Source organism: Marinobacter sp. V032 (genome assembly GCF_052645435.1).
This window is the reverse complement of record NZ_JBQXYE010000003.1, coordinates 345197-367490: the sequence shown is the minus strand read 5'-3', so window position 1 is coordinate 367490 and position 22294 is coordinate 345197. Positions and strand designations below refer to the sequence as shown.

At 55.1% G+C, this 22294-nt stretch carries 20 protein-coding genes; 10 read left to right on the top strand and 10 right to left on the bottom strand.

Annotated elements, in window-relative coordinates:
- Positions 1 to 237 precede the first annotated feature (237 nt).
- Positions 238 to 960: a substrate-binding periplasmic protein gene (locus ACUN9X_RS15465; RefSeq protein ID WP_445473675.1), complete on the top strand. Its 723-nt coding sequence runs from the start codon at positions 238 to 240 to the stop codon at positions 958 to 960.
- 132 nt (positions 961 to 1092) lie between these two features.
- On the opposite strand, the gene ACUN9X_RS15460 is transcribed toward ACUN9X_RS15465, so the two are convergent.
- From ACUN9X_RS15460 to ACUN9X_RS15450, 3 genes are all read right to left on the bottom strand, one after another.
- Positions 1093 to 2307, bottom strand: a complete 1215-nt coding sequence (locus ACUN9X_RS15460; RefSeq protein WP_260034579.1) for an SO2930 family diheme c-type cytochrome — start codon at positions 2305 to 2307, stop codon at positions 1093 to 1095.
- Positions 2308 to 2367: 60 nt separating this feature from the next.
- Entirely contained in the window at positions 2368 to 3858 is a 1491-nt protein-coding gene (locus ACUN9X_RS15455; protein WP_260034578.1) for a parallel beta-helix domain-containing protein, read from the bottom strand.
- A gap of 243 nt (positions 3859 to 4101) precedes the next feature.
- Positions 4102 to 5139: a helix-turn-helix transcriptional regulator gene (locus ACUN9X_RS15450; RefSeq protein ID WP_260034577.1), complete on the bottom strand. Its 1038-nt coding sequence runs from the start codon at positions 5137 to 5139 to the stop codon at positions 4102 to 4104.
- Between the two features lie 209 nt (positions 5140 to 5348).
- Between ACUN9X_RS15450 and ACUN9X_RS15445 the strand changes: the two genes are divergently transcribed.
- The 3 genes from ACUN9X_RS15445 to ACUN9X_RS15435 all read left to right on the top strand — a co-directional run bounded on the left by ACUN9X_RS15445 (position 5349) and on the right by ACUN9X_RS15435 (position 9803).
- Positions 5349 to 8195, top strand: coding sequence for an HD domain-containing phosphohydrolase (locus ACUN9X_RS15445; RefSeq protein WP_260034576.1), 2847 nt, complete (start codon positions 5349 to 5351; stop codon positions 8193 to 8195).
- Between the two features lie 97 nt (positions 8196 to 8292).
- Positions 8293 to 9156 carry a substrate-binding periplasmic protein gene (locus tag ACUN9X_RS15440; RefSeq protein WP_260034574.1) on the top strand — a complete coding sequence of 288 codons (864 nt, stop codon included), beginning with the start codon at positions 8293 to 8295 and terminating at the stop codon, positions 9154 to 9156.
- A 74-nt stretch (positions 9157 to 9230) separates the two neighbouring features.
- Positions 9231 to 9803 (top strand): gamma-glutamylcyclotransferase, encoded by a 573-nt coding sequence (locus tag ACUN9X_RS15435; protein ID WP_260034572.1) that lies wholly within the window; start codon positions 9231 to 9233, stop codon positions 9801 to 9803.
- 11 nt (positions 9804 to 9814) lie between these two features.
- On the opposite strand, the gene ACUN9X_RS15430 is transcribed toward ACUN9X_RS15435, so the two are convergent.
- On the bottom strand, positions 9815 to 10270 hold the full coding sequence (locus ACUN9X_RS15430) for a DUF4124 domain-containing protein (protein ID WP_445473674.1): 456 nt from the start codon (positions 10268 to 10270) through the stop codon (positions 9815 to 9817).
- An 88-nt stretch (positions 10271 to 10358) separates the two neighbouring features.
- On the opposite strand from ACUN9X_RS15430, the gene djlA reads away from it, so the two are divergent.
- A complete protein-coding gene (djlA, locus tag ACUN9X_RS15425; RefSeq protein WP_445473673.1) occupies positions 10359 to 11132 on the top strand; it encodes a co-chaperone DjlA in 774 nt (257 codons plus the stop codon).
- 60 nt (positions 11133 to 11192) lie between these two features.
- Here the strand turns inward: djlA and ACUN9X_RS15420 are convergent, their stop codons facing one another.
- The 4 genes from ACUN9X_RS15420 to ACUN9X_RS15405 form a co-directional block, all read right to left on the bottom strand.
- Positions 11193 to 11507 (bottom strand): AzlD family protein, encoded by a 315-nt coding sequence (locus ACUN9X_RS15420; protein WP_445473672.1) that lies wholly within the window; start codon positions 11505 to 11507, stop codon positions 11193 to 11195.
- Positions 11504 to 12214: an AzlC family ABC transporter permease gene (locus ACUN9X_RS15415; RefSeq protein ID WP_445473671.1), complete on the bottom strand. Its 711-nt coding sequence runs from the start codon at positions 12212 to 12214 to the stop codon at positions 11504 to 11506. The genes ACUN9X_RS15420 and ACUN9X_RS15415 overlap by 4 nt, the downstream gene beginning before the upstream one ends.
- A gap of 83 nt (positions 12215 to 12297) precedes the next feature.
- The gene (locus tag ACUN9X_RS15410) at positions 12298 to 13212 is read right to left on the bottom strand and encodes an Nmad3 family putative nucleotide modification protein (protein ID WP_445473670.1); all 915 of its coding nucleotides are present in this window, start codon (positions 13210 to 13212) and stop codon (positions 12298 to 12300) included.
- Entirely contained in the window at positions 13178 to 13783 is a 606-nt protein-coding gene (locus tag ACUN9X_RS15405; RefSeq protein ID WP_260034565.1) for a methyltransferase family protein, read from the bottom strand. Before ACUN9X_RS15405 ends, ACUN9X_RS15410 begins: the two co-directional genes overlap by 35 nt.
- A 169-nt stretch (positions 13784 to 13952) precedes the next feature.
- Between ACUN9X_RS15405 and ACUN9X_RS15400 the strand changes: the two genes are divergently transcribed.
- Positions 13953 to 15383 (top strand): amidase, encoded by a 1431-nt coding sequence (locus tag ACUN9X_RS15400; protein ID WP_445473669.1) that lies wholly within the window; start codon positions 13953 to 13955, stop codon positions 15381 to 15383.
- A 16-nt stretch (positions 15384 to 15399) separates the two neighbouring features.
- Here the strand turns inward: ACUN9X_RS15400 and ACUN9X_RS15395 are convergent, their stop codons facing one another.
- Entirely contained in the window at positions 15400 to 17286 is a 1887-nt protein-coding gene (locus ACUN9X_RS15395; protein WP_445473668.1) for a sensor domain-containing diguanylate cyclase, read from the bottom strand.
- A gap of 157 nt (positions 17287 to 17443) precedes the next feature.
- Positions 17444 to 17866: a secondary thiamine-phosphate synthase enzyme YjbQ gene (locus ACUN9X_RS15390; RefSeq protein WP_445473667.1), complete on the bottom strand. Its 423-nt coding sequence runs from the start codon at positions 17864 to 17866 to the stop codon at positions 17444 to 17446.
- A gap of 183 nt (positions 17867 to 18049) precedes the next feature.
- On the opposite strand from ACUN9X_RS15390, the gene ACUN9X_RS15385 reads away from it, so the two are divergent.
- The 4 genes from ACUN9X_RS15385 to ACUN9X_RS15370 all read left to right on the top strand — a co-directional run bounded on the left by ACUN9X_RS15385 (position 18050) and on the right by ACUN9X_RS15370 (position 22243).
- Complete coding sequence (locus ACUN9X_RS15385) at positions 18050 to 19915, top strand: putative bifunctional diguanylate cyclase/phosphodiesterase (RefSeq protein ID WP_445473666.1); 1866 nt, start codon at positions 18050 to 18052, stop codon at positions 19913 to 19915.
- A gap of 137 nt (positions 19916 to 20052) precedes the next feature.
- Entirely contained in the window at positions 20053 to 20808 is a 756-nt protein-coding gene (locus tag ACUN9X_RS15380; protein WP_445473665.1) for an amino acid ABC transporter substrate-binding protein, read from the top strand.
- 14 nt (positions 20809 to 20822) lie between these two features.
- A complete protein-coding gene (locus ACUN9X_RS15375) occupies positions 20823 to 21497 on the top strand; it encodes an amino acid ABC transporter permease (RefSeq protein WP_260034558.1) in 675 nt (224 codons plus the stop codon).
- Positions 21494 to 22243, top strand: coding sequence for an amino acid ABC transporter ATP-binding protein (locus ACUN9X_RS15370; RefSeq protein WP_445473664.1), 750 nt, complete (start codon positions 21494 to 21496; stop codon positions 22241 to 22243). Before ACUN9X_RS15375 ends, ACUN9X_RS15370 begins: the two co-directional genes overlap by 4 nt.
- Positions 22244 to 22294 lie beyond the last annotated feature (51 nt).

The window sequence follows — 22294 nt, the reverse complement described above, 5'->3', positions numbered from 1 at the left end:
ACGAATGCGTCCTGTTAAAACATTATTTCTACCTCACCATTACATGAGTTAATTATGTAAAATTGAGCGTCACTCCAGTTCGCCATCGATAATGGTGAGCGCATCAGGCAGAGCACTCTGGCAATTGTCTGCGCCTGAACCATACTTTCATCAAGTCAATCTGACTCACAGCCACCACCGCGCCAAGGGCTCGATATCAACATGCGCTGCATAGCCTTCGGATCAATGATTGTCAGTATGCTCTGGTCACTGACGCTGCAGGCACAGCAAAATCGATCGCTTACCTGCCTCAGTGCCGCCTACCCGCCTTATGTTATCGACGATGACGGGCTGACCGGCATCGATGTTGATGTCGTGCGTGAAGCAGGTAGACGGCTGGGGCTTGATATCAAAATCCGGCTGGAGCCCTGGAAACGTCTCGAAGAGGCTCTTTCCGCAGGCTTGCGGGACTGCGTGTTTTCCTACTTCAAAACAGATCCCCGCAAAGCCTACGCGATGTACACCAGCGTGCCGCTGCATATCACCCAGTACACACTGTTTGTCAGAACAGACCAGGCACCACAAACCAGAACGCTTCAAGACTTGTTCGGCAAAACCATTGCAGTAAACAGGGGCTTTCAGACCACAACGGAGTTCGAGAGCGCAAGGCGGCAGGGCCAGATCAAGGTCATTGAGGTCGGCAGGGATGAACAAAGTATGAAAATGCTGGCGCTGGGTCGCGTTCATGCAGTGCTGACCAACGCCGATGTTGGCCAGCATGTGATCCGGAAACTGGGACTCGACGATATCGAGCCGTTGATGCCACCAATGTCGATTACACCAGCCTATCTGGTGCTGCGAAAAGCGTCCGAATTCGAGACCCTTCGAGATCAATTCAACTGGGCCCTGTTCGAGATTCTCAAAGATGGCACCTACGAGCGTATCCGCGAACGCTACATTGATGAAACTGGATCGGACTGACACGACCAGCGACCGCACAGGTACGCAGCACACTTTCCATTTGCCAACTTATCAGGTGCACGAACAAAAAGAGCCCGAGGCTTACGCTCCGGGCTCAATAACGACCTGATAATGTTGTTTTACAGGATCATGTCAGGGGGTGCAGGCCGGCGCACTCGGCATGCCGCGATTGATCCACTCGGAAATCAGCTCAACACCTTCTTCATGCACCGATGTACGGCCAATCTCAGGCATTTTGTCGCCTGGTTTGGTGGTGTTCATCCTGAAGTGAATGATGGAGTTCTCCGCATCTCCCGGCACGACGTCATAACTCAGGCTGCCGCCGCCATAGGCGACAGGCTTCTTGCAGACACCGTGATGACTCAAGTTGGCGGCGAACTCACGCCAGTATTCCAGATGCAGCCCGGTATTGCTGGCGCCGCCTTCCGGCCGATGGCAATGGGAGCAGTTGATGTCCAGATAGCCTTTTGCCAACGCCATTAGCTCAGTATCACTTTTTCCTGACAGCAAGCTGGCGTCTGCATCGGTGTATGCAGGGATCGTATCAATTCCGAATTTATCAGCAGGTGCTCCATCAAGGATGCCGGCTGCTTCCCAGTGCGAGAGCTGGTTCTCCTCACCGGATGGGTAGTTGAAATTACGGTTAAGCAAACGCGCTTTGGGGCCGATCGGTGAAATTTCTGACGCCGATTCCGAAGCCACCTTTACCTGATGACACTGCTTGCATTGGGTTTTATCCGGCACACGGTAGTTGATTTCCATCTGATTACCATTGTGGACGGTTGTGACCGGAACGGCTCCGCCCGCAATTTGCAGTGTTGCATCGGAGAAGTCATCGTTCCAGATATAGGGCAGCGTAGCCCAACCATCGGCGCGACGAATCATCAGACGGGTCTCAATCAACCTTTCATTTTTGAATCCCCGGAACGCGGTATCCGCTGGCATGCTGAAGGTTTTAGATATAACCGTGCCCACCGGAAAATCAAATGCTTCTTTCTCGCTGTATTGCGCCTGCTTACCCTCTGGCACGAAAACAAACCGGTATTTGCTGCTGTAGTCCGTAAAAAGGGGCGTGGTGAGATCATAGGGAATACCCGTGCCGTTTGGTGCAGTCGTCGGGTTGGTCTCATCGCCAAACAGACGATAGCTGCTCAGGTACTGGCAGTCCGCGGTTTCAAGCGCAGACTGATTAATATCGCCAGCCAACTGACCACAAACGCCCGTCTCCTTACCCGTTTCAGGCATGGCGCTGTCATCATCGCCACTGCCACCACCGCCGCAGGCAGACAACACCGCCGCACAGGCCAAAGCTCCCAGCGCGCCCCGATAAGTCTTCAGGAAATGCATACTGTTGTACTCCTTGAAGTACCCCGTGGCTTGCGCCACGAGGTGTCATAACAGGTGAGGTTAAAGTGCGCAGGATGCCGCGCTGGAATCGCCGGATTCACTGGAACCACAACCGTAGGACTTACCGTTGATCGTGGCTTTAGCAGCGCTGAGGCGTGGTAGTGGGGTAGCGCAGTTCAGCAAGGCGGACTGTGTAGTCTCAAAAAGCAGGCGAGCTTTGGGGCCCGAGCCATCTATGTTCGCAGGATTCGACGGGTCAGTACCGTAAACTTGACCGTAACTGGCCACATTATTCTCAGCGCAGACTCGATCGCCATCGGCGAATGGTGCGCCAGCGACTTGCGGATCAGCACCAGCGTTCGCCAGCAATTCACCCAAACCGTCGTATAGCAGCGCGGGGACAGCGCCAGCAGTCGCAACATAACCGTTAATAATATCCTCTATCAGCTTACCTTCAGGCGCGGAACCCGACGTTGAGATCGCGTTGTCGTGAACATGAATATTGCGCGGAACAGGATCCCAACCATCATCAATCACATTTTGGTGGGTTGCATAGCTAAGCGTTTCATCTGCAAGGTAATAACTGGTAATCGCCACAGATGTGGTTTTGTGGTCGCTGATTTCATTTTTGTAGATTTCCACATCACTGGTAGACAGCACGATCACCCCGGTTCCTGGCGGCACGATATGCACACCGGCAGGGTTGGAGCTGGCATTAGCGAAGTTGGCCGCATTGTTCTTGCTAACTTCGTTATCGAACACCCGCACTGTAGAGCCGTACAGGTGGTTACCGATAGGCAGGTCAAATACCAGGATACCGCCGGTATTGCCGGTCGCGACGTTATCGTAGACATCCGCGTTTGTGGAGTTTTCGATTTCGATGCCGGCAACGTTTTCCACGGCCTCATTGCGACGCAATACGATGTTGCTGGACTGGCCGACATAGACCCCTGCATCCGCTGACCCGCGCACGTATGAATCTTCAATCAGGATATTCTGGGATTCGACCGGATAAAGGCCGTAAGCGCCATTGTCCTGATCCAGCGCCCCTTCCCAGACTGTTGCTACCGACTGGATGTGGATACCGTCAGTATTTTTCAGCTTGATGCCGTTGTTAGCCGCTTCGTATACACCGATGTTCTTGATGGTGACATTCATGCCGTTCTGGATGTAAATCCCGTCGCCACCGGCTGAGCCGGAGAAGTCCAGAATGGTCTTATCCTTGCCGTAACCCGTGATGGTGATGTTTTCAATTGAAGTGCCGCTGGTACTGGCATCGAAGCCGAGCGTATCGTCAATATCGAAACGGCCTTCAGGAAAAACGATAACGTCACCGGACTTGGCGTTGATAAACGCCTCTTTGGCGCTTTGGGTAAGGTTGCCCGCATCCAGCATGACCGCACCTTCGGGGAACTGCGGGGTGCTGCTGGTATCGTCGCTATCTGAACTGCCGCCACAACCGGCGAGTATGCCGGTCAGCGCTACCGCACCGATGACAAGGCCTGTCTTTACAGCACTGTGCGGGAAACCCGCGTTCTTTCGTATTGTCATTATTAGCCACTCCGCTGACTGCTTTCTTATTGTGATTAGGGGATCGGGCTCTATCCGGCCCGACCAGACACCACAATAGGAAGCCGCCATCACAGCAGCGAGTGGAACCTGTGTGCAGATTCATTCAGACACTGTGCAATTCATGCAAAGCCTTGCAAGACAAGACATACAGACTATCTTTATCAATGAATTTTCGCTGTGCAAATAACACAATTTGATTATTTAATCGGTTGGATCTGCGCGTTATTTGCCGCTTTTGGCAGGTCCTGTCTGTTGGCGATAGGCTGTCGGCGTAGTGCCTGTAATTTCACGAAATGCACGATTAAACGAACTCAACGTTCGGTACCCAACATCCAGGGAAATATTCAGTACCGGCGTTTCCGGTTCGCAGACCAGTCGCGTAGCAGCATCCGCGATACGTAGCTGATTGATATAATCGTTGAAGTTGCGGTAGCCCAGAGTCTTGTTAATCATGCTGCGCAAGCGGTATTCCGGTAGTTCTGTTTCGGCCGCCAGCATCGCCAGCGTCAGTCGCTCGGTCCGGTAATAACCTTTTGCCATAACTTCCTGCAGGCGCTTTTCATCCGCTGTATTAACCGGTTTATCTTCTTGAACTATTGCCTCGACTTCAGGGTCAGGCTCATTTGGCGACCGCACATCAGCGTTGGCAACTTCAAGCACGCCCGCCCGACCCTGCAGCAGAAAAAAAGCGGTCGAAAAAGCGGCAATAGCAACGATAACGCTATTGGTGTAATACCCGGAGAACCCCATATTCAGCGATACTGCAGCCCAACCCACCGCACCACCGACAATCAGCAACAGAATCAGTCTCGCACGGCGGCGCGCCTCGACCAGATCGTCTCGCCAGTGTGATACCACATGCCAGAACCCCCTGAGCATGATCACGTACTCCAGCAACCGCCCCAGCGTCCAGCCGAGAAAAAGCCCAACACCCTCCTCTGCATCCGGCGGAATAAACAATCGGGCGATCGCCGGCGCAATGAACGTATAAGCCGCCATGCAACTCCAGACGCTCAACAACCGCGGGCGACGAGCAAACGTCAGTTCACAAAGCAGCCAGAACAGGCCCGGCAATGCAGTCTGTATATCAGAGGTCAGCCAACGGAAACCCGGAGCCACAAGCGGGTCGAGCAGGAACGCGATAGAAGCTACCACAATCAGCAGGAACACCTGACCAATCAGCAGGTGCCTGAAGTCACGGTACAGAATAACTAACAGAAGACAGAGACAACTCAACCCAAATCCGGTGAGCAATAACACAGCGTACGTCCATTATTGTTGTTGATTTTCAGGGAAAGCCCGAATCACCAATCGCCTTGATCCCTTCGATTTCCGGATTCGGGTGAAGAGTAAACCCCATCGCAAGAATAACGGCAAGTGAGACAAGTTACTGAATCCATACTAGTCTGAGGAGGCAACCGGCAAACATAGCGTCATAAAGTGCCGCAGAACCATAAGGACTGGAGTTCATGAAGCGGAGACCCGCTCGGTTTTCCCTTGCGTTGCTTATAGCATTAGCCATCACTACCGGAATGATCACGCTGACCAGCATCCTGGTATTCCAGGGATACCGCGGCATGGAATCTGCGAAACTGGCGGCGACTGCGCAATCCGTCGATGAACTGGTGATGTCGGTGAATGACCGCATCAAGACATTGACCGATCCGCCCATTACTTCGCTGCTGCTGCTCAAAGACAGCATGCTGCTTCACGCGGACACACTGGAGGAGCGCGTCCGACGCCTGCCGGTGCTGGCCGACATTCTGCGGATTAACAACATCGTCGACGCGGTATATGTCGGCTATCCAAGTGGCGATTTTTTCCTCTTACGTCGGCTTGAATCGCGGGCAAAATCGCTGTTTTCTGCCCCGCAGAGCAGTCGATTCATGCTGCAAACTACCTCCCGAAATGACAAAGCGGAGCAGGTCGCCGAGTTGCGGTTCTACGATGATCGCCTGCGATTACTGGAAACCCGCCAGAATCCGGACAATACCTACGACCCCAGAAGCCGTGACTGGTATACCTCAGCCAGCCTGACAGACGATATCACCCTCACCACACCCTATGTATTCTTCACCACCCGCGAAATCGGCATTACACTTGCCCAGCGGGGTAACAACACGCCAGCCATCGTCGGTCTTGATGTCACCGTCAGTGCGCTCAACAGCCAACTGGAGAGCCTGAAGTTCACGCCGTCCACCGAAATTGCCATCATCAACAGCGACAACGAAGTACTGGCATATCCCGGCAGTGAGCACATCACCTACCCCGCTGAAAACAGACCTGCACTGGCAACATTAGACACGTTGGGGGCCACCCCGCTACAAAACGTCGAGTCGATGAAAGCCGACGCTCACGCCCGGTATTTCGAGGCAGCCAATCAGGAATGGTATGGCACCAGCGCCTCTCTCACTTCAGCCTATGCCAATGATCTGAAGGTGCTCATCGCGATTCCAGCAGATGAACTGCTATCCGACGTGTGGACTGTCATGAGGCAACAAATTGCGATCGGTGGCGCAGTCGTATTGCTTTTGATCGCGGTGGGCTGGCAGATCGGCAAGCGCTTGGGGGCTTCGCTACAAGAGCTCACCGGGCAAGTGCGGGCGCTGTCCTGGTTTCGCTTTGACACCCCCATCGGGGTTGAATCCAATATCCGCGAGGCACAGAAACTCGGCAGCGCGCTGAACAACATGACGTCCACTGTTCGCAGTTTCAAGGCGATCTCCCTGACGCTGAACCGGGGACAGGATCTGGATGCGCTGCTGCGGGACATTCTTCACGAGCTGATCAGCATCATCGGTCAGCAGCACGGTGCGGTCTACCTGTATTCGTTTAAATCCCGGGCAATGGAATTGGCCGTTTCCGAAGGCCATGACCACCTCCCGCGACTCGACAATGTGGTGAAGGCGGACAGCGACGACGACATAATCCAACGCTTTCGCAAGACCGGGTCCGACCATGCGGTTTACACCGTGCTGCGCAACCGCAGCAATCAGCTGGTTGGCGCCCTGATGATTGACCTGGACGAACGCCAGTTCGCGCGGCTTGATAAAAACCTGATCCAGTTTGTCTCGGAAATCGGCGGTTCGGCGGCGGTTGCAATCGAGACCCGGCAATTGATCGAAAGCCAAAAAGCTATGCTCAACGGCGTTATCGAACTTATCGCAGGCGCCATTGACGCAAAATCACCCTACACCAGCGGCCACTGTGAGCGGGTACCTCGACTGGCACAAATGATCGTAGCGCAAGCCGAACAATCGGATCAGCCGCCGTTTGCCGGTTTCAGCATGACCGAGGATGAGCACTACGAGTTCAATCTGGCAGCATGGCTGCACGATTGCGGTAAGATCACCAGTCCGGAATATGTCGTCGACAAAGCCACCAAACTGGAAACCATCTATAACCGCATCCACGAAATCAGGACGCGATTTGAGGTACTCCACCGCGATCTAGAAGTTGCCTGCCTGCAACAACAGCTGGAAGGTGCCGACCCGGAAGCAGCAGTTGCCGCGCGGGACCACGCCCAACAGCAGTTGCAGGACGATTTTGCTTTCCTGGCGCAGGCGAACCTGGGCGGCGAATTCATGAGCGACGAGGCCATTGAACGCATCAACAGCATTGGTGACAGGACCTGGCAACGGTATTTCAGTAATCGGCTGGGCCTGTCCCAGGACGAGCAGTCACGGCTCGAAGGCTTCCCTGAGCCCGCCATACCGGCCAATGAGTCTCTGCTATCTGACAAACCGGAACACATCATTCCCTGGGGCACACGCAAGCCCCCCGTTACAGCCGACGATCCCGACAATCGCTGGGGGTTCGATATGGACTTGCCAGCGCAGGCATACAATTACGGCGAGCGGTATAACCTGGTCATAAGACGGGGCACCCTGACGCCTGAAGAACGATTCAAAATCAACGATCACATCGTCCAGACCATCATCATGCTGGAAGCACTCCCCCTGCCACAGCGACTCTCGAACGTGCCGCGCCTGGCCGGCAGCCACCACGAAAAGATGGACGGCACCGGCTATCCGAGGCGCTTGCCAGGCGACGCCCTGAGCGTTCCGGAAAAAGCGATGATGATAGCCGATATATTCGAAGCCCTGACCGCGATTGACCGGCCCTACAAAGAAGGCAAAACCGTAAGTCAGGCGCTGGGTATATTATCGGCTATGGCCAAAGACGGTCATATTGATATTGAGACCTACAATCTCTTTGTGACATCCGGCATACCCGTCGAGTATGCAAGGCAATTTCTGCGCGAGAGCCAGATCGACGATGTCGACCTTAACGCCTTTGTGGTCGACGCCGGGTGATCGCACAGAAAACTCAAAAAGAATGCAACGACCCAACACAAGAAGCCGTATTCATTATGGCCACTCCAAAACTGCGATCAGCAGGGGTGATAGCGTCATGATACTAAAGCGATGCAGCGACACCCTGATTTCAGGCATCAGGATTCTTCAGATATTCATGCTGGCCACGATAGCGAGTGGCGCTCTGGCGGCTGATACTTCCGAACCTGTCAGAATCACCAACGGAGACTGGCCGCCATACCTTGTCGCAGAGCCACCGCACGGTGTCATTTCTCGCATTGTCAGTAGCGCTTTCAAGGCTGAAGGGCTCTCTACCGAGTTCGGCTTTTTCCCCTGGTCACGCTCTTTCGCGCTTGCCCAAAATGGCACCTGGGATGGCAGCGTAGCCTGGTCCTGCAATCTGAACCGCCTGAAAGACTTCTATTTCAGTATGCCCGTCTTCCCGGCCACTATTGTGTTGTTTCATCGGACGAGCAAGCCCGTCGACTGGGAAACGCTCGAAGATCTGAGCCAATACCGCATCGGCACAAGCCAAGGGTACTTCTACGGCAACCCGTTCATGGAAGCGGTCAAATCAGGCATGTTAAAAACCGAAACGGCCACCTCAGACACTATCAATTTTCGTAAATTGCTCGCCGGAAGAATTGATGCATTTCCAGTTGACGTGGTGGTCGGTAATGAAATATTGCGTGAAACCTTCACTGAAGAAGAGCGCAAGCGCCTGACCTTCGATGTAAAAGAGGTGTTTGTCGGGGATCTACATTTAATGCTGTCACGCCAGGTGCCGGGTAACGCCGCTTTGCTCAAAAAATTCAACCACGGGCTGGAAACCATCAGACACTCGGGCGAAATGGCCCACATCATCCGTACGTCGCTGGGGTTCGTGCCGCCGCAATCCAGTCACCCGGAACTGGCATACACCGATGCCAGTTGCCGCGAAGCCATTCTTAACGGCACCTGAGCGGGCTTGAAGGTGTAACCCAATGTGGCAGAATGAGTGAGCTCACGCGCACCTCTGCAGGACCCACAACGCTCATGTCACACAATACAGTGGAAATGAACAGACAGCGCCACCGTTTCGATGGCCGTGAATCTGTCTGGCTGTTCGGCTACGGCTCTTTGATATTCAAGGCTGACTTCCCCTTTCTCGAACAGCGGCCAGCCGAAATCCGCGGCTGGCAAAGGCGTTTCTGGCAAGGGTCCCATGATCACAGGGGAACGGTTGAAACACCCGGGCGCGTCGCCACGCTGATTGAGGCCAGCGGCGCGAACTGCAAAGGCATGGCCTACCTGATTTCACCGACGGTGTTTGAACATCTCGATTTTCGGGAAAAGAACGGCTATCTGCGGTTTCTGACCACCATGACGTTTGACAATGGTGAGCATGCGGAAGGCCTGGTGTATATCGCCACCCCTGAGAATAGCGCGTTTCTCGGACCCGCCGCTGAGCGGGATATCGCGCGGCAGATTGCCAATGCCAGAGGCCCCAGCGGGCCTAATGACGAATACCTGTTAAGACTCGCCGACGCGCTGCGGGCACTTGCAGATCCTGACCCTCACGTCTTCGAAATCGAGCGCCACCTCAAAACCATTCCGGGACCTGAATAAGTGGCGACTTGTCAGATATCACCACATTCGGACTGATAGCGCTGGCGAAATGCCTCACGGTGGCGATTGCCTGTTTCGTCGTCGAGAAACACCCGTTCGCCCTGCTCATTGAGTTCATAAAATCTCGTCACCCGCTCAGTGTGGCGCAACTGTGACAACATCTTGCGGCAGTGCTCCTTACGGGCTTGCCGGCGTTTATCGGCCTGTTCCTGTACTTTTTCGTCAGCCAGCCGCTCGTTCTGGCGGCGTTCGAAAAAACTGTCGACTTCACGCTGGCGCTCGCCAGCGGCCTCCCTGTCAGAGTTCAGATGGGTAGGAGGCTTGATTTGCATCGGCTTTGCCCCTACATCTTCCGGCGGACGGTCTCCAAAATGCACCCGCCCCTGTGCATCTTTCCATTGGTAAACTCCCGCACTGACCTGGAGCGGTAAAACACATATGATGATCCACACAAATCCCTTTAACACGATCAGACTTCCTTCTGGTTCGACAATTCATCCTGACCGCTAATTTATCGCAAGCGCCGGTCTGGCTCAAAAGACGAAAGGAAACTTCATGTTTTTCTCTGTATTTATTGGCGGTCTGATTGGTTTCCAGATCGGAAAAGTGACCGGACTGCTCATCGGCGCCGTCATTGGTTATCTGATCAGCACAACGCTGCGCAAAAAGCTGACTGGCGGACTGCTTCAGGTGCAGAAGCAGTTTCTGGAATCCACCTTTGCCGTCATGGGTGCCATGTGCAAAGCCGACGGTGTGGTGACCCAGGACGAAATTCAGGTCGCCGAAACCCTGTTCACCAAGCTCAGGCTATCCCCGGAACAAAGAGAAACAGCCAAGGCCGCATTTGGTCGGGGCAAAGCGGACGGATTCGACCTGGATGCCGAGCTCGCGCAACTATTGAAAGTCACCCGAGGCCAGCGCGCCTTGCTGCAGATGTTCCTGCAGGTGCAGATGTCCGCCGTAGCAGCCGATGGTCAGATCCACCCGGCTGAGCACGACATGCTGATGCGGATTGCCCGTCAGCTCGGGCTTCCTGATGCCCAGATCGAACAGCTTGAGGCCATGCTGCGAGGCGCATACACCGGCCAGGCGGGCGGTGCCGGCGGCGTGTCAAGCGAACAGAAACTGAACGATGCCTATAAAGTGCTAGGGGTCGACCCTTCTGCCAGCGATGCCGAACTCAAGAAGGCCTATCGCAAGCTGATGAGCCAAAACCACCCGGACAAACTCGCGGGTCGCGGTTTGCCGGACAGCATGCGTGAAATGGCAGAAGAAAAAACGCAGGAAATCAGTAACGCGTACGACATCATCAAGACTGCGCGTCAGTAAGCAGGCGAGTATTTTGCGATAATCCAGACCACACAGTGGTGTGGCTGGATTTGAAGGTGCTCAGGCAAGCCAATAGCGCACCAGCCCCGCCGCCAGAATACCCCCGGCGATCGCGGGCAACGGTTTCCTGAGCGTGAGCATCAACAATGCTGTGGTGCCCAGTGCCGCGCGGGCACCCCAATCGCCCTCAACCGCCATTGGCGTGAGGATTGCGATAAGCACCGAGCTGGCCATGGTGTTGATAAAGCTTTCGATGCGCGGGCTGATGGTCACGTAAGACATCAGAAACGGACCGCCGAACCGGGTCAGCAATGTCACTAATGTCATCACTGCGATAATCATCAGTACGCCGGTGCTTGTGGTTTCGATACTCATGCCGGTGTTTTCTCCAGCCAGAAGTAACCCACTGCTCCACCAGCCAACGCGCCCGCCACCACATGTGTATGCGGGGGCAACCACCAATAAGCCACCATGGCGGCACCAGCAGCCACCATCCAGGCCAACAGCACCCTTGGTGACTTGCGCCCTCCCAGCGCCATTGCCAGCAGAAAACAGCCCAGTACCATATCCATGCCGAGGCTGGCCGGATCCTGAATCAGGCCGCCGAAGTATACGCCCAGCAAGGTCCCCACCAGCCACGCGATCCAGAGAACAGCGCCGCCTCCCAGAATCACTTCCAGGTTACGGTGACCGTTCTGGTAATCCTGCGCAGCGACCGCCCAGTTGGCATCGGTCAATACCAGCAAAATACCGTAGCGCTGGCCTACCGGGAGGTCTCTTAGCATGGGATAGAGCGAAGCGCCCATCAGGATGTGTCGCGAGTTGATCGCAAAGGTAATGGCCACCAGCGGTAGCAGCGCCACCTGATCGCCCCAGAGTTCAAGTGCGGCAAACTGGGAGGCACCGGCGAACACCGCTGCGCTCATCAGGGTCACCTCGAGCGGAATGATCCCCGTTTGTACGGCTGCCAAACCAAAGGCAGCGCCAAACGCCACCACGAAAAGCGAGATGGGAAGCAGTCTGATAAATTCAGAACGGACCCGGGACGGGTCAAGCCGATAAGGCACAGATTGGGAAGGCATCACAGGAAACTAGTTAAATGCGGTTAATAAGCGTATCAGTAGTTTCCACATCAACTACCTGGAGGTCACGACAGAGTCGCGTATCAATCGTGCAGGGTCGCGTTAGAGGTCAGGATACACCGCATCCAGCGGACTGCTTCCGGAAAGGCTTGGGTATCCAGTACAAACTCCTGACCGCGCGAAACAGCCTGCAGCACAACCTGATGCGTATCACGCCGCCAGCGATCCGTTCTTCCATGGTAGCTTAGCGGCACTTCTCCCGAAGCCTTGGGAAAACACCAGCGTGGCAATGCCCATATTCCCGGCCGCTCTGCGCGCCGATCAGTCAGCTGCAGGGACGAGCTGAAATGTTTGAAACATCCGGAACCGGACAGTGACGTCCCGCCCCCCATTTCGAGCCTGTTCTGCGGCAGATAAAGGGTGTTGCTCGGGTCATCGTTCCAGCGGAAATGCGGGTGATACTCTGCCCAGTGGCGCAGGTTTTCATCTGCCTGATCGACTTTCAGAATATCGCCGACCTGCAACCAGCCCCATATCACATGGCGCGCCGGGCTTGCGGGATCAAATCGCCAGCCGTCGCCTTCCCTGAGAACCGGACGGAACAGACCAAAAAATACAAATAAATCGCCTGCGCCAACTTGCTGGTTATGCAGATGTCCCTGAGCCGCCCCCGACTGCCCAAATACCGGTCGCCAGCCGGGTTGCCGCGCTATGGCAGTTACATTCAGGTCCGGGTCGATATGCGCACCGCTGGCACTGTCAAGCCTACCCTTGGTCAATGCTGTGACGGGGTCCGCCAGATTGATGCCGCAGTGTTCAATATCGCCAAAACGTACCTTCGAACGGGTATCCGGGATGGGTAGCGACAGCAAACGACCGTCCGGCAGGATCGGGCTGGGGCAACCACCGGAACTGGTGTCGAACCCCTTGCGACTGAAGATGATTTTGCGCGGCTTCAACACCTCAGAACCACCGGGGTACACGCGCGAGATAGGCACTATAGTCATCACCGTACAGGCGGCTGAGTGCATGCTCTTCTGCCCTCGCCTGCCGAACGATAACGACCATCCCGACAACCAGACATACCAGTGAAAACACGCTGGGTAACGCCAGGAAGAAGCCCACCTGCCCCAACATAATGGCCATGAACAACGGATTCCGCGAACGGCGGAAAGGCCCTGTGGAAATCAGTTCCCCCTGCTGCTTCTCATCGATACCGGTGCGCCAATCCTTGTGCATGTACGCCTGCACATAATCAATCAGACTGAACGACGCCAGCAGCAACACAACACCGGCAACGAGTATCGGCGCCTGGAACATATCGCCAAACCGCCCCAGCCAGGGATCAATATCAAAAAACACGCGGGCGACGCAGACCCCAAGAATGGAAGCCCGGAACACATTAAACAGATGACGGTGCCACCAGACACCCGAGCCACGCACGCCGTAATGGATATGGGAAAACCGCATACGCTCAAACAGACCGAGACTGCGACTGGTGTAGTGCAGGCCAATCATCAAAAAGTAAATCGCCAGAAAATGCCTGACGAAAAGATCAACTGAACTCATCAATGAGCCTATTGCCGTTTGGTCTGGGGAGGATCCGTAAGTCATTGAGCAAAAAGCTTAACCTCACGTCACAGAATGAACAAGAGACACCGGATTTTCCTGATATGACATTCCGTCAGCTTTGGCCCTGCGCTAGAGTGCCTGAACACCCACGGAAACGGATCCCCGTATGAGCGCATTTGAGCAACTAGGCCCGATACACGCATTTACCGACGATGTGATGGGAGACCATGACGCCACTGCGCTGGCAGCGCTCATCCGCAGCGGTGATATCAGCCCACAGGAGGTTCTGAATGCCGCCGTTGCCAGGGCAAAGCAGGTGGAGGACAAGCTCAATGGCATCGTGACACCGGCGTTTGATTTCGATGCCCCGCCTGCGATTGCGCCTTCACGTGGATTCTTCGCCGGCGTGCCGACGCTGATCAAAGACAATACGGACCTTGCCGGGCTCCCCACGCTGCACGGATCAAAAGCTGTCGCCCATCACCTGGCCGGCCAGTCCAGCCCATTTGCCCGGCAATACATGGCTCAGGGCTTCGTTGCGTTGGGCAAGAGTAGCCTGCCCGAATTCGGTTTCAACGCGTCAACCGAACCGGCGCACGCGCGAGCGACCCGCAATCCCTGGAACCCGGCCTTTTCTTCAGGTGCTTCGTCCGGCGGCTCTGCAGCACTGGTTGCCGCAGGTGTCGTGCCGATCGCTCACGCCAACGATGGCGGCGGTTCAATCCGCATACCCGCTGCATGCTGCGGTTTGGTGGGCCTGAAGCCCTCCCGGAACCGTATGGTAAACAACCCTGCTACCAAGGCGTTGCCCATCAACATTATCGGCGAAGGTGTGGTGACCCGCAGCGTGCGCGATACCGCTCACTTTTTTGCAGAAGCCGAAAAGTACACCTGCAACCCTCGCCTGCCGGCTGTTGGGGAAGTCCGTGGGCCTGCCGCGAAACGTTTACGAATCGGCCTGGTAATGGATTCCATCACAGGCCAGGCAACGGATCACGCCACCCGCCAGGCAGTTGAGAAAACGGCCGCCCTGCTGGAATCCCTGGGCCACACCATCAAACCCATGGAAGTGCCGATACACCCCTTGTTTGCAGAAGACTTTGCGCACTACTGGTCAATGCTGGCGTTCCTGCTTAGTAAAGCGGGCAAGCACGCGATCGGTGCGGGTTTCGACGCCCGCGCGGTTGATGGCCTGACGACCGGTCTGGCACGACGCTTCAGATCAAATTTGAGAAAAACGCCCGGCATGCTTTGGCGCCTGAGTCGCTCACATGCGGCTTACACTCAAGGCATGGACGGCGCCGGCGTCGATCTGGTGCTTTCCCCGACGCTTGCACATACCACCCCTAAACTGGGCTACCTGAGCCCGGAGCAGCCATTCGATGAATTGTTTGAGCGGCTGATGCAGTACGCTGCTTTTACTCCGCTGGCTAACGCGACAGGTGCGCCGGCCCTGTCGCTGCCAATGGGAATGACTGACCACAATCTGCCCGTTGGTGTGCATTTCTCAGCTCACCACGGCAGGGAAAGAACATTGCTGGAACTGGCTTTCGAGCTTGAGGAGGCGGCGCCCTGGAGGCGGATCCAGGACAGGTAAACGGCCCTGCCGATGCTCAGTGTGGCACGGGTCGAAGCTTGGTCACTTTGTCAGCGCGATCCCCGCCGCGATAGACCGACACGCGATTGCGGCCACTGCCTTTGGCTTCGTAGAGCGCTTCGTCAGCTTGACGGAACAGCTCCCTGGCCGCTTCAGCATGGGAAGGAATCAGGCTCCGCACGCCAATGCTGATGGTCAGTCTGACCACCTCGTCTGACACCCGAAAGTCGGTATTTTCGATCTGCTGACGAATTTTCTCCGCCACCCGGACTGCACCGTTTTCCGGTGTATTCGGCAGCAGAATAACAAACTCTTCGCCACCGTAGCGGGCCGCCAGATCCTGTGGTCGAGTGACAAATTCACTGATCCCCGACGCCACCATCTGCAGACAATCATCGCCCACCAGATGTCCAAAAGTATCGTTGAACTGTTTGAAGTGGTCGATATCCACCATCAACAGCGACAGCGGCTGACCAAAACGATAGGCCCTGACGCAGGCTGACTCGAACGTCCGGTCAAAATGGCCGCGGTTCTTGAGACCCGTCAGGGCATCAGTGGAACTGAGTTCAAGCAACTGTTCATTAACGCTTTCCAGATCTCGGGTACGCTCCTGCACTCTCGCTTCCAGCAGGGTATTGGCTTCCTGCTGGGTCTGCAGGTTTTTCTCCTGGACCAGACGTGCTTTGCGCTCCTGCCGGTACAACTGCTCCTGCGCCATGAACGCTTTGCGCTTTTCCTTGTTCAGCCTTTCTGCCAACGCGATCGATAGCAGGATCACACCGAGGGCCGATCCCACCTGCGCCGCATTCTCGGTCAACACGTTTTGCGGCAGGATGGTGAATTTATTGAGGGCCAGCACAATGCCGCCAAGCAACATGCAAAACCAGGCGAGCAAATAGTAACGGGCGGCGGGGTCTTTCTCACGCAAGCGCACCACGCTCATCAGCATCAAACCGGAACACCCCAGTACTGCCAATACTATCGTGGGCATAATCATCAGGTGATAGGGCGCGATGCAGGACAACACGCTAAACATCACAGAGGTTGCGATAATGGCGATAGCCAATCGTGACAATCTGGGATGAGTCGCCGGCAGCACCGATAGAAAGCGCATTGCGAAAAGACCGCCGAAAGCAATTGTCAAATTGAGGAAGAACACGATTGCCTGATCATTCCACCAGGTCGCTTCGGGCCACAGGTATTGGAACGCCACACCATGCAGGCTGGTCAGGAATAGCGGCATCGCCATGATGTAACCGACGTAAAACAGAAAACTACGTTCGCCCACAGCGAGATAAACGAACAGGTTGTACAGCACCATCACAAGAATAATGCCGTAATACAGACCTTCCATCAGCAGCCTGGGCTGTTCCGCCGAGAAAAACGCCGTTTGCCTCCACAGCACCAGAGGTAACTGCATTGAACTGCTCGTATGCACTTTAAGGTAAAGCGTACCGCTGCTATTGGCATCAAGCCTCAGGGGAAGGAGAAAATTCCGGTGATCGACGGGACGATCATGGAACGACTGTTTGTCTCCCAGGAGCCACTCTTTGCGCACCTCGCCGTCGACGACATCGTAGGCGGCGACATGATCCAGAACAGGGTAAGCCAGCTCTATCAGGAAGTTATCGTTGCTGGCGTAGGGGTTCGTAATCGTCATCCGGAACCAATAGGTGTCATCGGTGTAGCCCAGATTCACATCATCGCCGCCATTGGGGACCCAGTCTGATTCCGGCACCGTGAGAACATCGGCCAGTTCAGTCTGCGTGTCCGGGGCTTTCCAGTAGGAAACATGCGGCGCCAGGCGCTCTTTCTGGGTCAACGGGCCTACCACCAATGGGTCAGCAAACCCATTGGTGACGATGCCTGCCAGCAATAAGACACACAACCACCACCTGTTCATAAGATACTTTACACAGCCACAGTCACGGGATTCAGCTCCACCTTGAGTATGGAACAATTAGCAAAGCCGACCAGATCAGTTTTGTAACCAACTGTTTTATCTTACAAACGTTAAGAAAGCCTTTATTGCGAGCCGCAATAGGGCCTGAGCACGACGTTTACTCGCCCTGCAGCGTGGCAATGATTGTGCGCCCACTGGCATGATCCCTGTGTTCGCACAGATAAATGCCTTGCCAGGTCCCCAGAAGCAAACGCCCTTCACTCACAGGAAGGGTCAAAGAGCTGCCGAGCAGCACACTCTTGATGTGGGCGGGCATGTCGTCGGGGCCTTCGAGTGTATGCTGATAATGCGGGGCATTCTCGGGCACCATCACGTTGAAGTGCCGCTCCAGATCTCCGCGAACATCTGGGTCTGCGTTTTCGTTTACCGCCAGGGACGCTGACGTGTGCTGGATAAAAAGGTGGAGCAAACCAACCTGCAGTTGATGAAGGTCATCAATACCTCGAAGAATATCCGCTGTGATCAGGTGAAAGCCCCGGGGCATTGCCCCCAGCTCGATGCGGTTCTGATACCAGACCATAGACGCCCTCCGGTTTCATTGGTGCTTATCGAAATGTGGCCCGAAATGACACAACGCACGCCTTTGGAGGCCATTTCGCCAATTGGACAACTGTTCCACCGGTTGCCATGATTAAAGGATCCTGTTTGCCCCATTCTGCCTGTGACGGTGCGAACAAATGAATTGGCAGCGGTGAATCTTTCCATGTCCGAAAACACGATATTTATCGAGTTTCATGAGGCCCTGGCGAAACTGAGTCATTCCCAGGACTTTATCAACGACAATCGAGAGAGAAAACTGACCCTGCTCACCGAGCTGGTTAGTCGGCTCCTGAATGCCGGTCGCGTCAGTGTCTGGCAGCTCAATACCGCGAGAAATCAGATCACCAGTGAGATCCTGTTCGTCGCGAAGCCCGGCTCAACGACCGGAACGGTTGATACGACTTCGAGCGTCCTGAACTCTACCGATAACCCGGCATACTTCGAGGCACTTACCACCGCCCGCGTTATCGACGCCAGCTCGGCACGCTCTGACCCGCGCACCCAGGCGTTCACCAAAGGCTATTTTGATGTGCTCGACATCCACTCGTTACTGGATGCCCCGATTTTCGATGGCAGCCGACTGAGCGGCGTCGTATGCATCGAGTCGCATACACTACGTCGCTGGACCCTGCCTGAAATATCGTTTGTGATCGCGATTGCCGATACCATCAGCCTGATCAACACCCACGACAACTGGCAGCGTTCCCAACGCCAATTAGATTACGTCACCCACTACGACAGCCTGACAGGGCTGCCTAACCTGCAATCTATCCGCGAACGCCTGACCCAGCTTATCCGCAAATCCAGAACGGACGATCAGCGGCGCATCACCCTCATCTGGATCGACCTGGATCGACTCAAAACGGTAAACGATGGTCTGGGCGCGACAGCCGGCAACATGATTATCGCGGAAATAGCCAATCGGTTGCGGAGCCTTTACGTCAAAGGGCGCGATAAACTGGCGCGCATTGGCGGTGACGAGTTTGCGTTGCTTCTGCGGAACGCTGAATCCGATTGCACCGTTTCAGACGCACTGCAGCGGATACAGAGCTGCATCAACGAACCGATTCATGTGGAGAACCGGACGGTCTCAATGACCGCCAGCGTCGGTGTGTGTCATTACCCGGTCGACGGTCAAGACGGCGAAGCACTGTTGCGATCCGGCGAAACCGCGATGTATCACGCGAAATCATCTGGCCGGGCGCAGATCCAATATTTCAATGCGGATATTGACACCTCTGCACGGTCACGCTTTGTGCTTGAGAGCGAACTGCGTAATGCCATTCGGGAACGCCAACTGGAGGTGTACTACCAGCCGATTATGGACACTAAAACAGGCAGGTTTGTGTCCAATGAAGCATTAGTGCGCTGGCATCATCCTGAACGGGGCTGGCTCTCCCCTATCGAGTTTCTGGATGTCGCCCGCAACGCCGGTCTGATGCTGGAGCTTGGCAACGCCGTCATTGAACGGGTCTGCGAACACCGCAGGGAAGCTGCACGGCGCAAACAACCCATGGCGCCCACAGCGGTCAACCTGGCATCGGAACAGGTGCTGGATGACCAGCTCGCGCACAAAATTGGCAAGACACTGCGTCAATACGGAGTGAATGGCAACGAACTCCACTTTGAGGTGACCGAGGATGCCATCAAAGGCGACTCCAATACGTTAAAAACCAGCCTAAATGCTTTAGTGGCACTGGGTTGTCAGCTCTCTATTGATGATTTCGGCACCGGTTATTCTTCTCTGTCACGCCTGAAGCATCTGCCTTTTTCCAAACTCAAGATTGACCGCTCGTTTATTCAGGATATCCCCGCCGACAAGGACGACTGCGCCATCACCCTATCGATTCTGGGTCTCGCCCGCGGACTGGGGATGCAGGTCGTCGCCGAAGGTGTCGAAACAGAGGCTCACAAGCACTGGCTTGAAGCGGAAGGTTGCGACCATCTGCAGGGCTACCTGTTCAGCCGACCCTTGCCATTTGAGCAGCTACTGCAATCATTTCCCGTTGCTGTAGACGCCCTCTCTTGAGCTCGCCCCAGGCAGCCTTGACCCAAGATCAGATGAAAACGCCCTTGAAACCGGTAAATACCGGACGAATATATAAAGGTTAACCCTGAAACGAATCCATACTTTCTATTCAATCGCATAACGGCCTGGAGACAAAGATGAAAACGCTTTTGTTAAGCATGATCACTGCTCTCACCCTGGTCACGAGCCCAATGGCTCTGGCACAGGACAAAACACTGCGTGTTGGCATGTCGGGGCAGTATTTCCCGTTCACCTTTGTTGAACAGGATCAGCTGAAAGGCTTTGAAGTCGACGTCATGAACGCCATCGGAAAAGAACTCGGACGCGACGTAAAATACTCGACCGCTGCGTTTTCCGGCCTGTTCGGCATGCTGGGATCCGGTCGCATCGATACCGTCGCCAACCAGATCACCATCACGGATGCGCGCAAGCAGAAGTATGTGTTCACCCAGCCTTACGTCTATGACGGCGCGCAAGTGGTGGTCAAAAAAGGCAACGACGACATCAAAGGCGTGGAAGACCTCAAAGGCAAGAAAGTGGCGGTCAACCTGGGCTCCAACTACGAGGCCCTTTTGAAAGATCTGCCTTACGCCGATGAAATCGATATCCGCACCTACGAGAGCAATATCGAGCAGGACACCGCGCTTGGTCGTGTTGATGCGTTTGTGATGGATAGAATCAGCGCCAGCCAGGTCATCAAGGAAAAGCCATTGCCGCTGGCACTGGCCGGTAAAACCTTCTCGAAAATTGAAAACGCCTACCCCTTCCCGGATACCGAAGAGGGTCGAGCGCTACGTGACGAAGTGGATCAAGCCATCACCACCCTGCGTGAAAACGGTACCCTGAAGAAAATATCCGAAACCTGGTTTGGGAGTGACATCACCACACCCTGAATCAGGACACATTAATGGATATTCTGAACGTCACTTATATGGTGGAGCTGGTTCCTATCCTGCTCCGCTATCTTCCGTTGACCCTGCAGATGGCGACGCTTGGCATGGCGCTCGCCCTCATACTGGCGTGCGGTCTTGCGGTGGTGCGGGTGTTGGAGATTCCGGTTATCAACCGGCTGACGATACTCTTCATCTCGTTTTTCCGTGGCACACCGCTGCTGGTTCAGTTGTTCCTGTTCTACTACGGGTTGCCGCAGCTGATGAGTTCGATGACATCCATCGACGGCGTCACCGCCACCATCATGGGGCTGACAATGCATTTCTCCGCCTACATGGCTGAGTCCATAAGGGCCGCTATCGTAGGTGTGGACCGCAACCAGACGGAAGCGGCGCTGTCTATTGGCATGACCAACGCCCAGTTGATGCGACGTATTATCCTGCCGCAGGCCACCCGGGTGGCTGTGCCGACGCTGATGAACTACTTCATCGACATGATCAAATCCACGTCACTGGCCTTTACACTGGGGGTAACCGAGCTGATGGGTGCAACCCAGAAAGAAGCGGCCAGCAGTTTTCTTTATCTGGAAGCCTTTATCGTCGTCGCCATCTTCTACTGGGTCATTGTGGAAATGCTGTCATGGGTCCAGCACCATCTTGAACACCGTTTAAACAAGGCCTACAGCCGATGATTAAATTAGAAGGGCTGAGCAAGAAGTTCGGCAATACGTCTGTTCTGAACGGTATCGACATGACGATTGCGCAAGGCGAGATTGTAGTCATCATTGGTCCGTCCGGCACCGGCAAGTCAACACTGCTGCGTTGCATCAACTTTCTGGAGCAACCGTCGGGCGGCGAGATCACCGTCGGTAATCTGAAGGTTGATGTCTGCAAGGCAACCCGCAAGGACATTCTCGCACTGCGTCGCGCCACCGCTTTCGTTTTTCAGAACTACGCACTATTTGCCAACAAAACGGCACTCGACAACATTGCCGAGCGGCTGATTGTGGTCGATCGCTGGCCCAAAGAAAAAGCCAAAAAGCGGGCGATGGAGATTCTCCAACGTATCGGTATGGAAACGAAAGCTGACGCCTACCCCGCCTCACTCTCCGGCGGACAGCAACAACGGGTGGGCATTGGCCGTGCAATGGCAACCGGCGCAGAGGTCATTCTATTCGACGAACCCACTTCGTCACTGGATCCAGAGTGGGTCGACGAAGTGCTGTCACTGATGAAGCAACTGGCTCAGGAACGCCAGACCATGCTGGTCGTCACCCATGAAATGGCGTTTGCCCGCGACGTGGCCGACCGGGTGGTCTTTATTGACGAAGGCCGCATTGTTGAACAGGGACCGCCATCGGAACTGTTCTCCAATCCGCAAGACCCGCGTACACGGGACTTTCTGAAGAAAATCCTGGCTGACCAGCCGCCATCCTGACCGATCGGCTGCGGTGTGGGACAAGTGTAAAGTCCACCCATTTTACAGCGC

Coding starts and splice junctions, on each gene's coding strand:
- ACUN9X_RS15465 (WP_445473675.1), top strand. CDS start 238: ATGCTCTGGTCACTGACGCTGCAGGCACAGCAAAATCGATCGCTTACC.
- ACUN9X_RS15460 (WP_260034579.1), bottom strand. CDS start 2,307: ATGCATTTCCTGAAGACTTATCGGGGCGCGCTGGGAGCTTTGGCCTGT.
- ACUN9X_RS15455 (WP_260034578.1), bottom strand. CDS start 3,858: ATGACAATACGAAAGAACGCGGGTTTCCCGCACAGTGCTGTAAAGACA.
- ACUN9X_RS15445 (WP_260034576.1), top strand. CDS start 5,349: ATGAAGCGGAGACCCGCTCGGTTTTCCCTTGCGTTGCTTATAGCATTA.
- ACUN9X_RS15440 (WP_260034574.1), top strand. CDS start 8,293: ATGATACTAAAGCGATGCAGCGACACCCTGATTTCAGGCATCAGGATT.
- ACUN9X_RS15435 (WP_260034572.1), top strand. CDS start 9,231: ATGTCACACAATACAGTGGAAATGAACAGACAGCGCCACCGTTTCGAT.
- djlA (WP_445473673.1), top strand. CDS start 10,359: ATGTTTTTCTCTGTATTTATTGGCGGTCTGATTGGTTTCCAGATCGGA.
- ACUN9X_RS15420 (WP_445473672.1), bottom strand. CDS start 11,507: ATGAGTATCGAAACCACAAGCACCGGCGTACTGATGATTATCGCAGTG.
- ACUN9X_RS15415 (WP_445473671.1), bottom strand. CDS start 12,214: ATGCCTTCCCAATCTGTGCCTTATCGGCTTGACCCGTCCCGGGTCCGT.
- ACUN9X_RS15405 (WP_260034565.1), bottom strand. CDS start 13,783: ATGAGTTCAGTTGATCTTTTCGTCAGGCATTTTCTGGCGATTTACTTT.
- ACUN9X_RS15400 (WP_445473669.1), top strand. CDS start 13,953: ATGAGCGCATTTGAGCAACTAGGCCCGATACACGCATTTACCGACGAT.
- ACUN9X_RS15395 (WP_445473668.1), bottom strand. CDS start 17,286: ATGAACAGGTGGTGGTTGTGTGTCTTATTGCTGGCAGGCATCGTCACC.
- ACUN9X_RS15390 (WP_445473667.1), bottom strand. CDS start 17,866: ATGGTCTGGTATCAGAACCGCATCGAGCTGGGGGCAATGCCCCGGGGC.
- ACUN9X_RS15385 (WP_445473666.1), top strand. CDS start 18,050: ATGTCCGAAAACACGATATTTATCGAGTTTCATGAGGCCCTGGCGAAA.
- ACUN9X_RS15380 (WP_445473665.1), top strand. CDS start 20,053: ATGAAAACGCTTTTGTTAAGCATGATCACTGCTCTCACCCTGGTCACG.
- ACUN9X_RS15375 (WP_260034558.1), top strand. CDS start 20,823: ATGGATATTCTGAACGTCACTTATATGGTGGAGCTGGTTCCTATCCTG.
- ACUN9X_RS15370 (WP_445473664.1), top strand. CDS start 21,494: ATGATTAAATTAGAAGGGCTGAGCAAGAAGTTCGGCAATACGTCTGTT.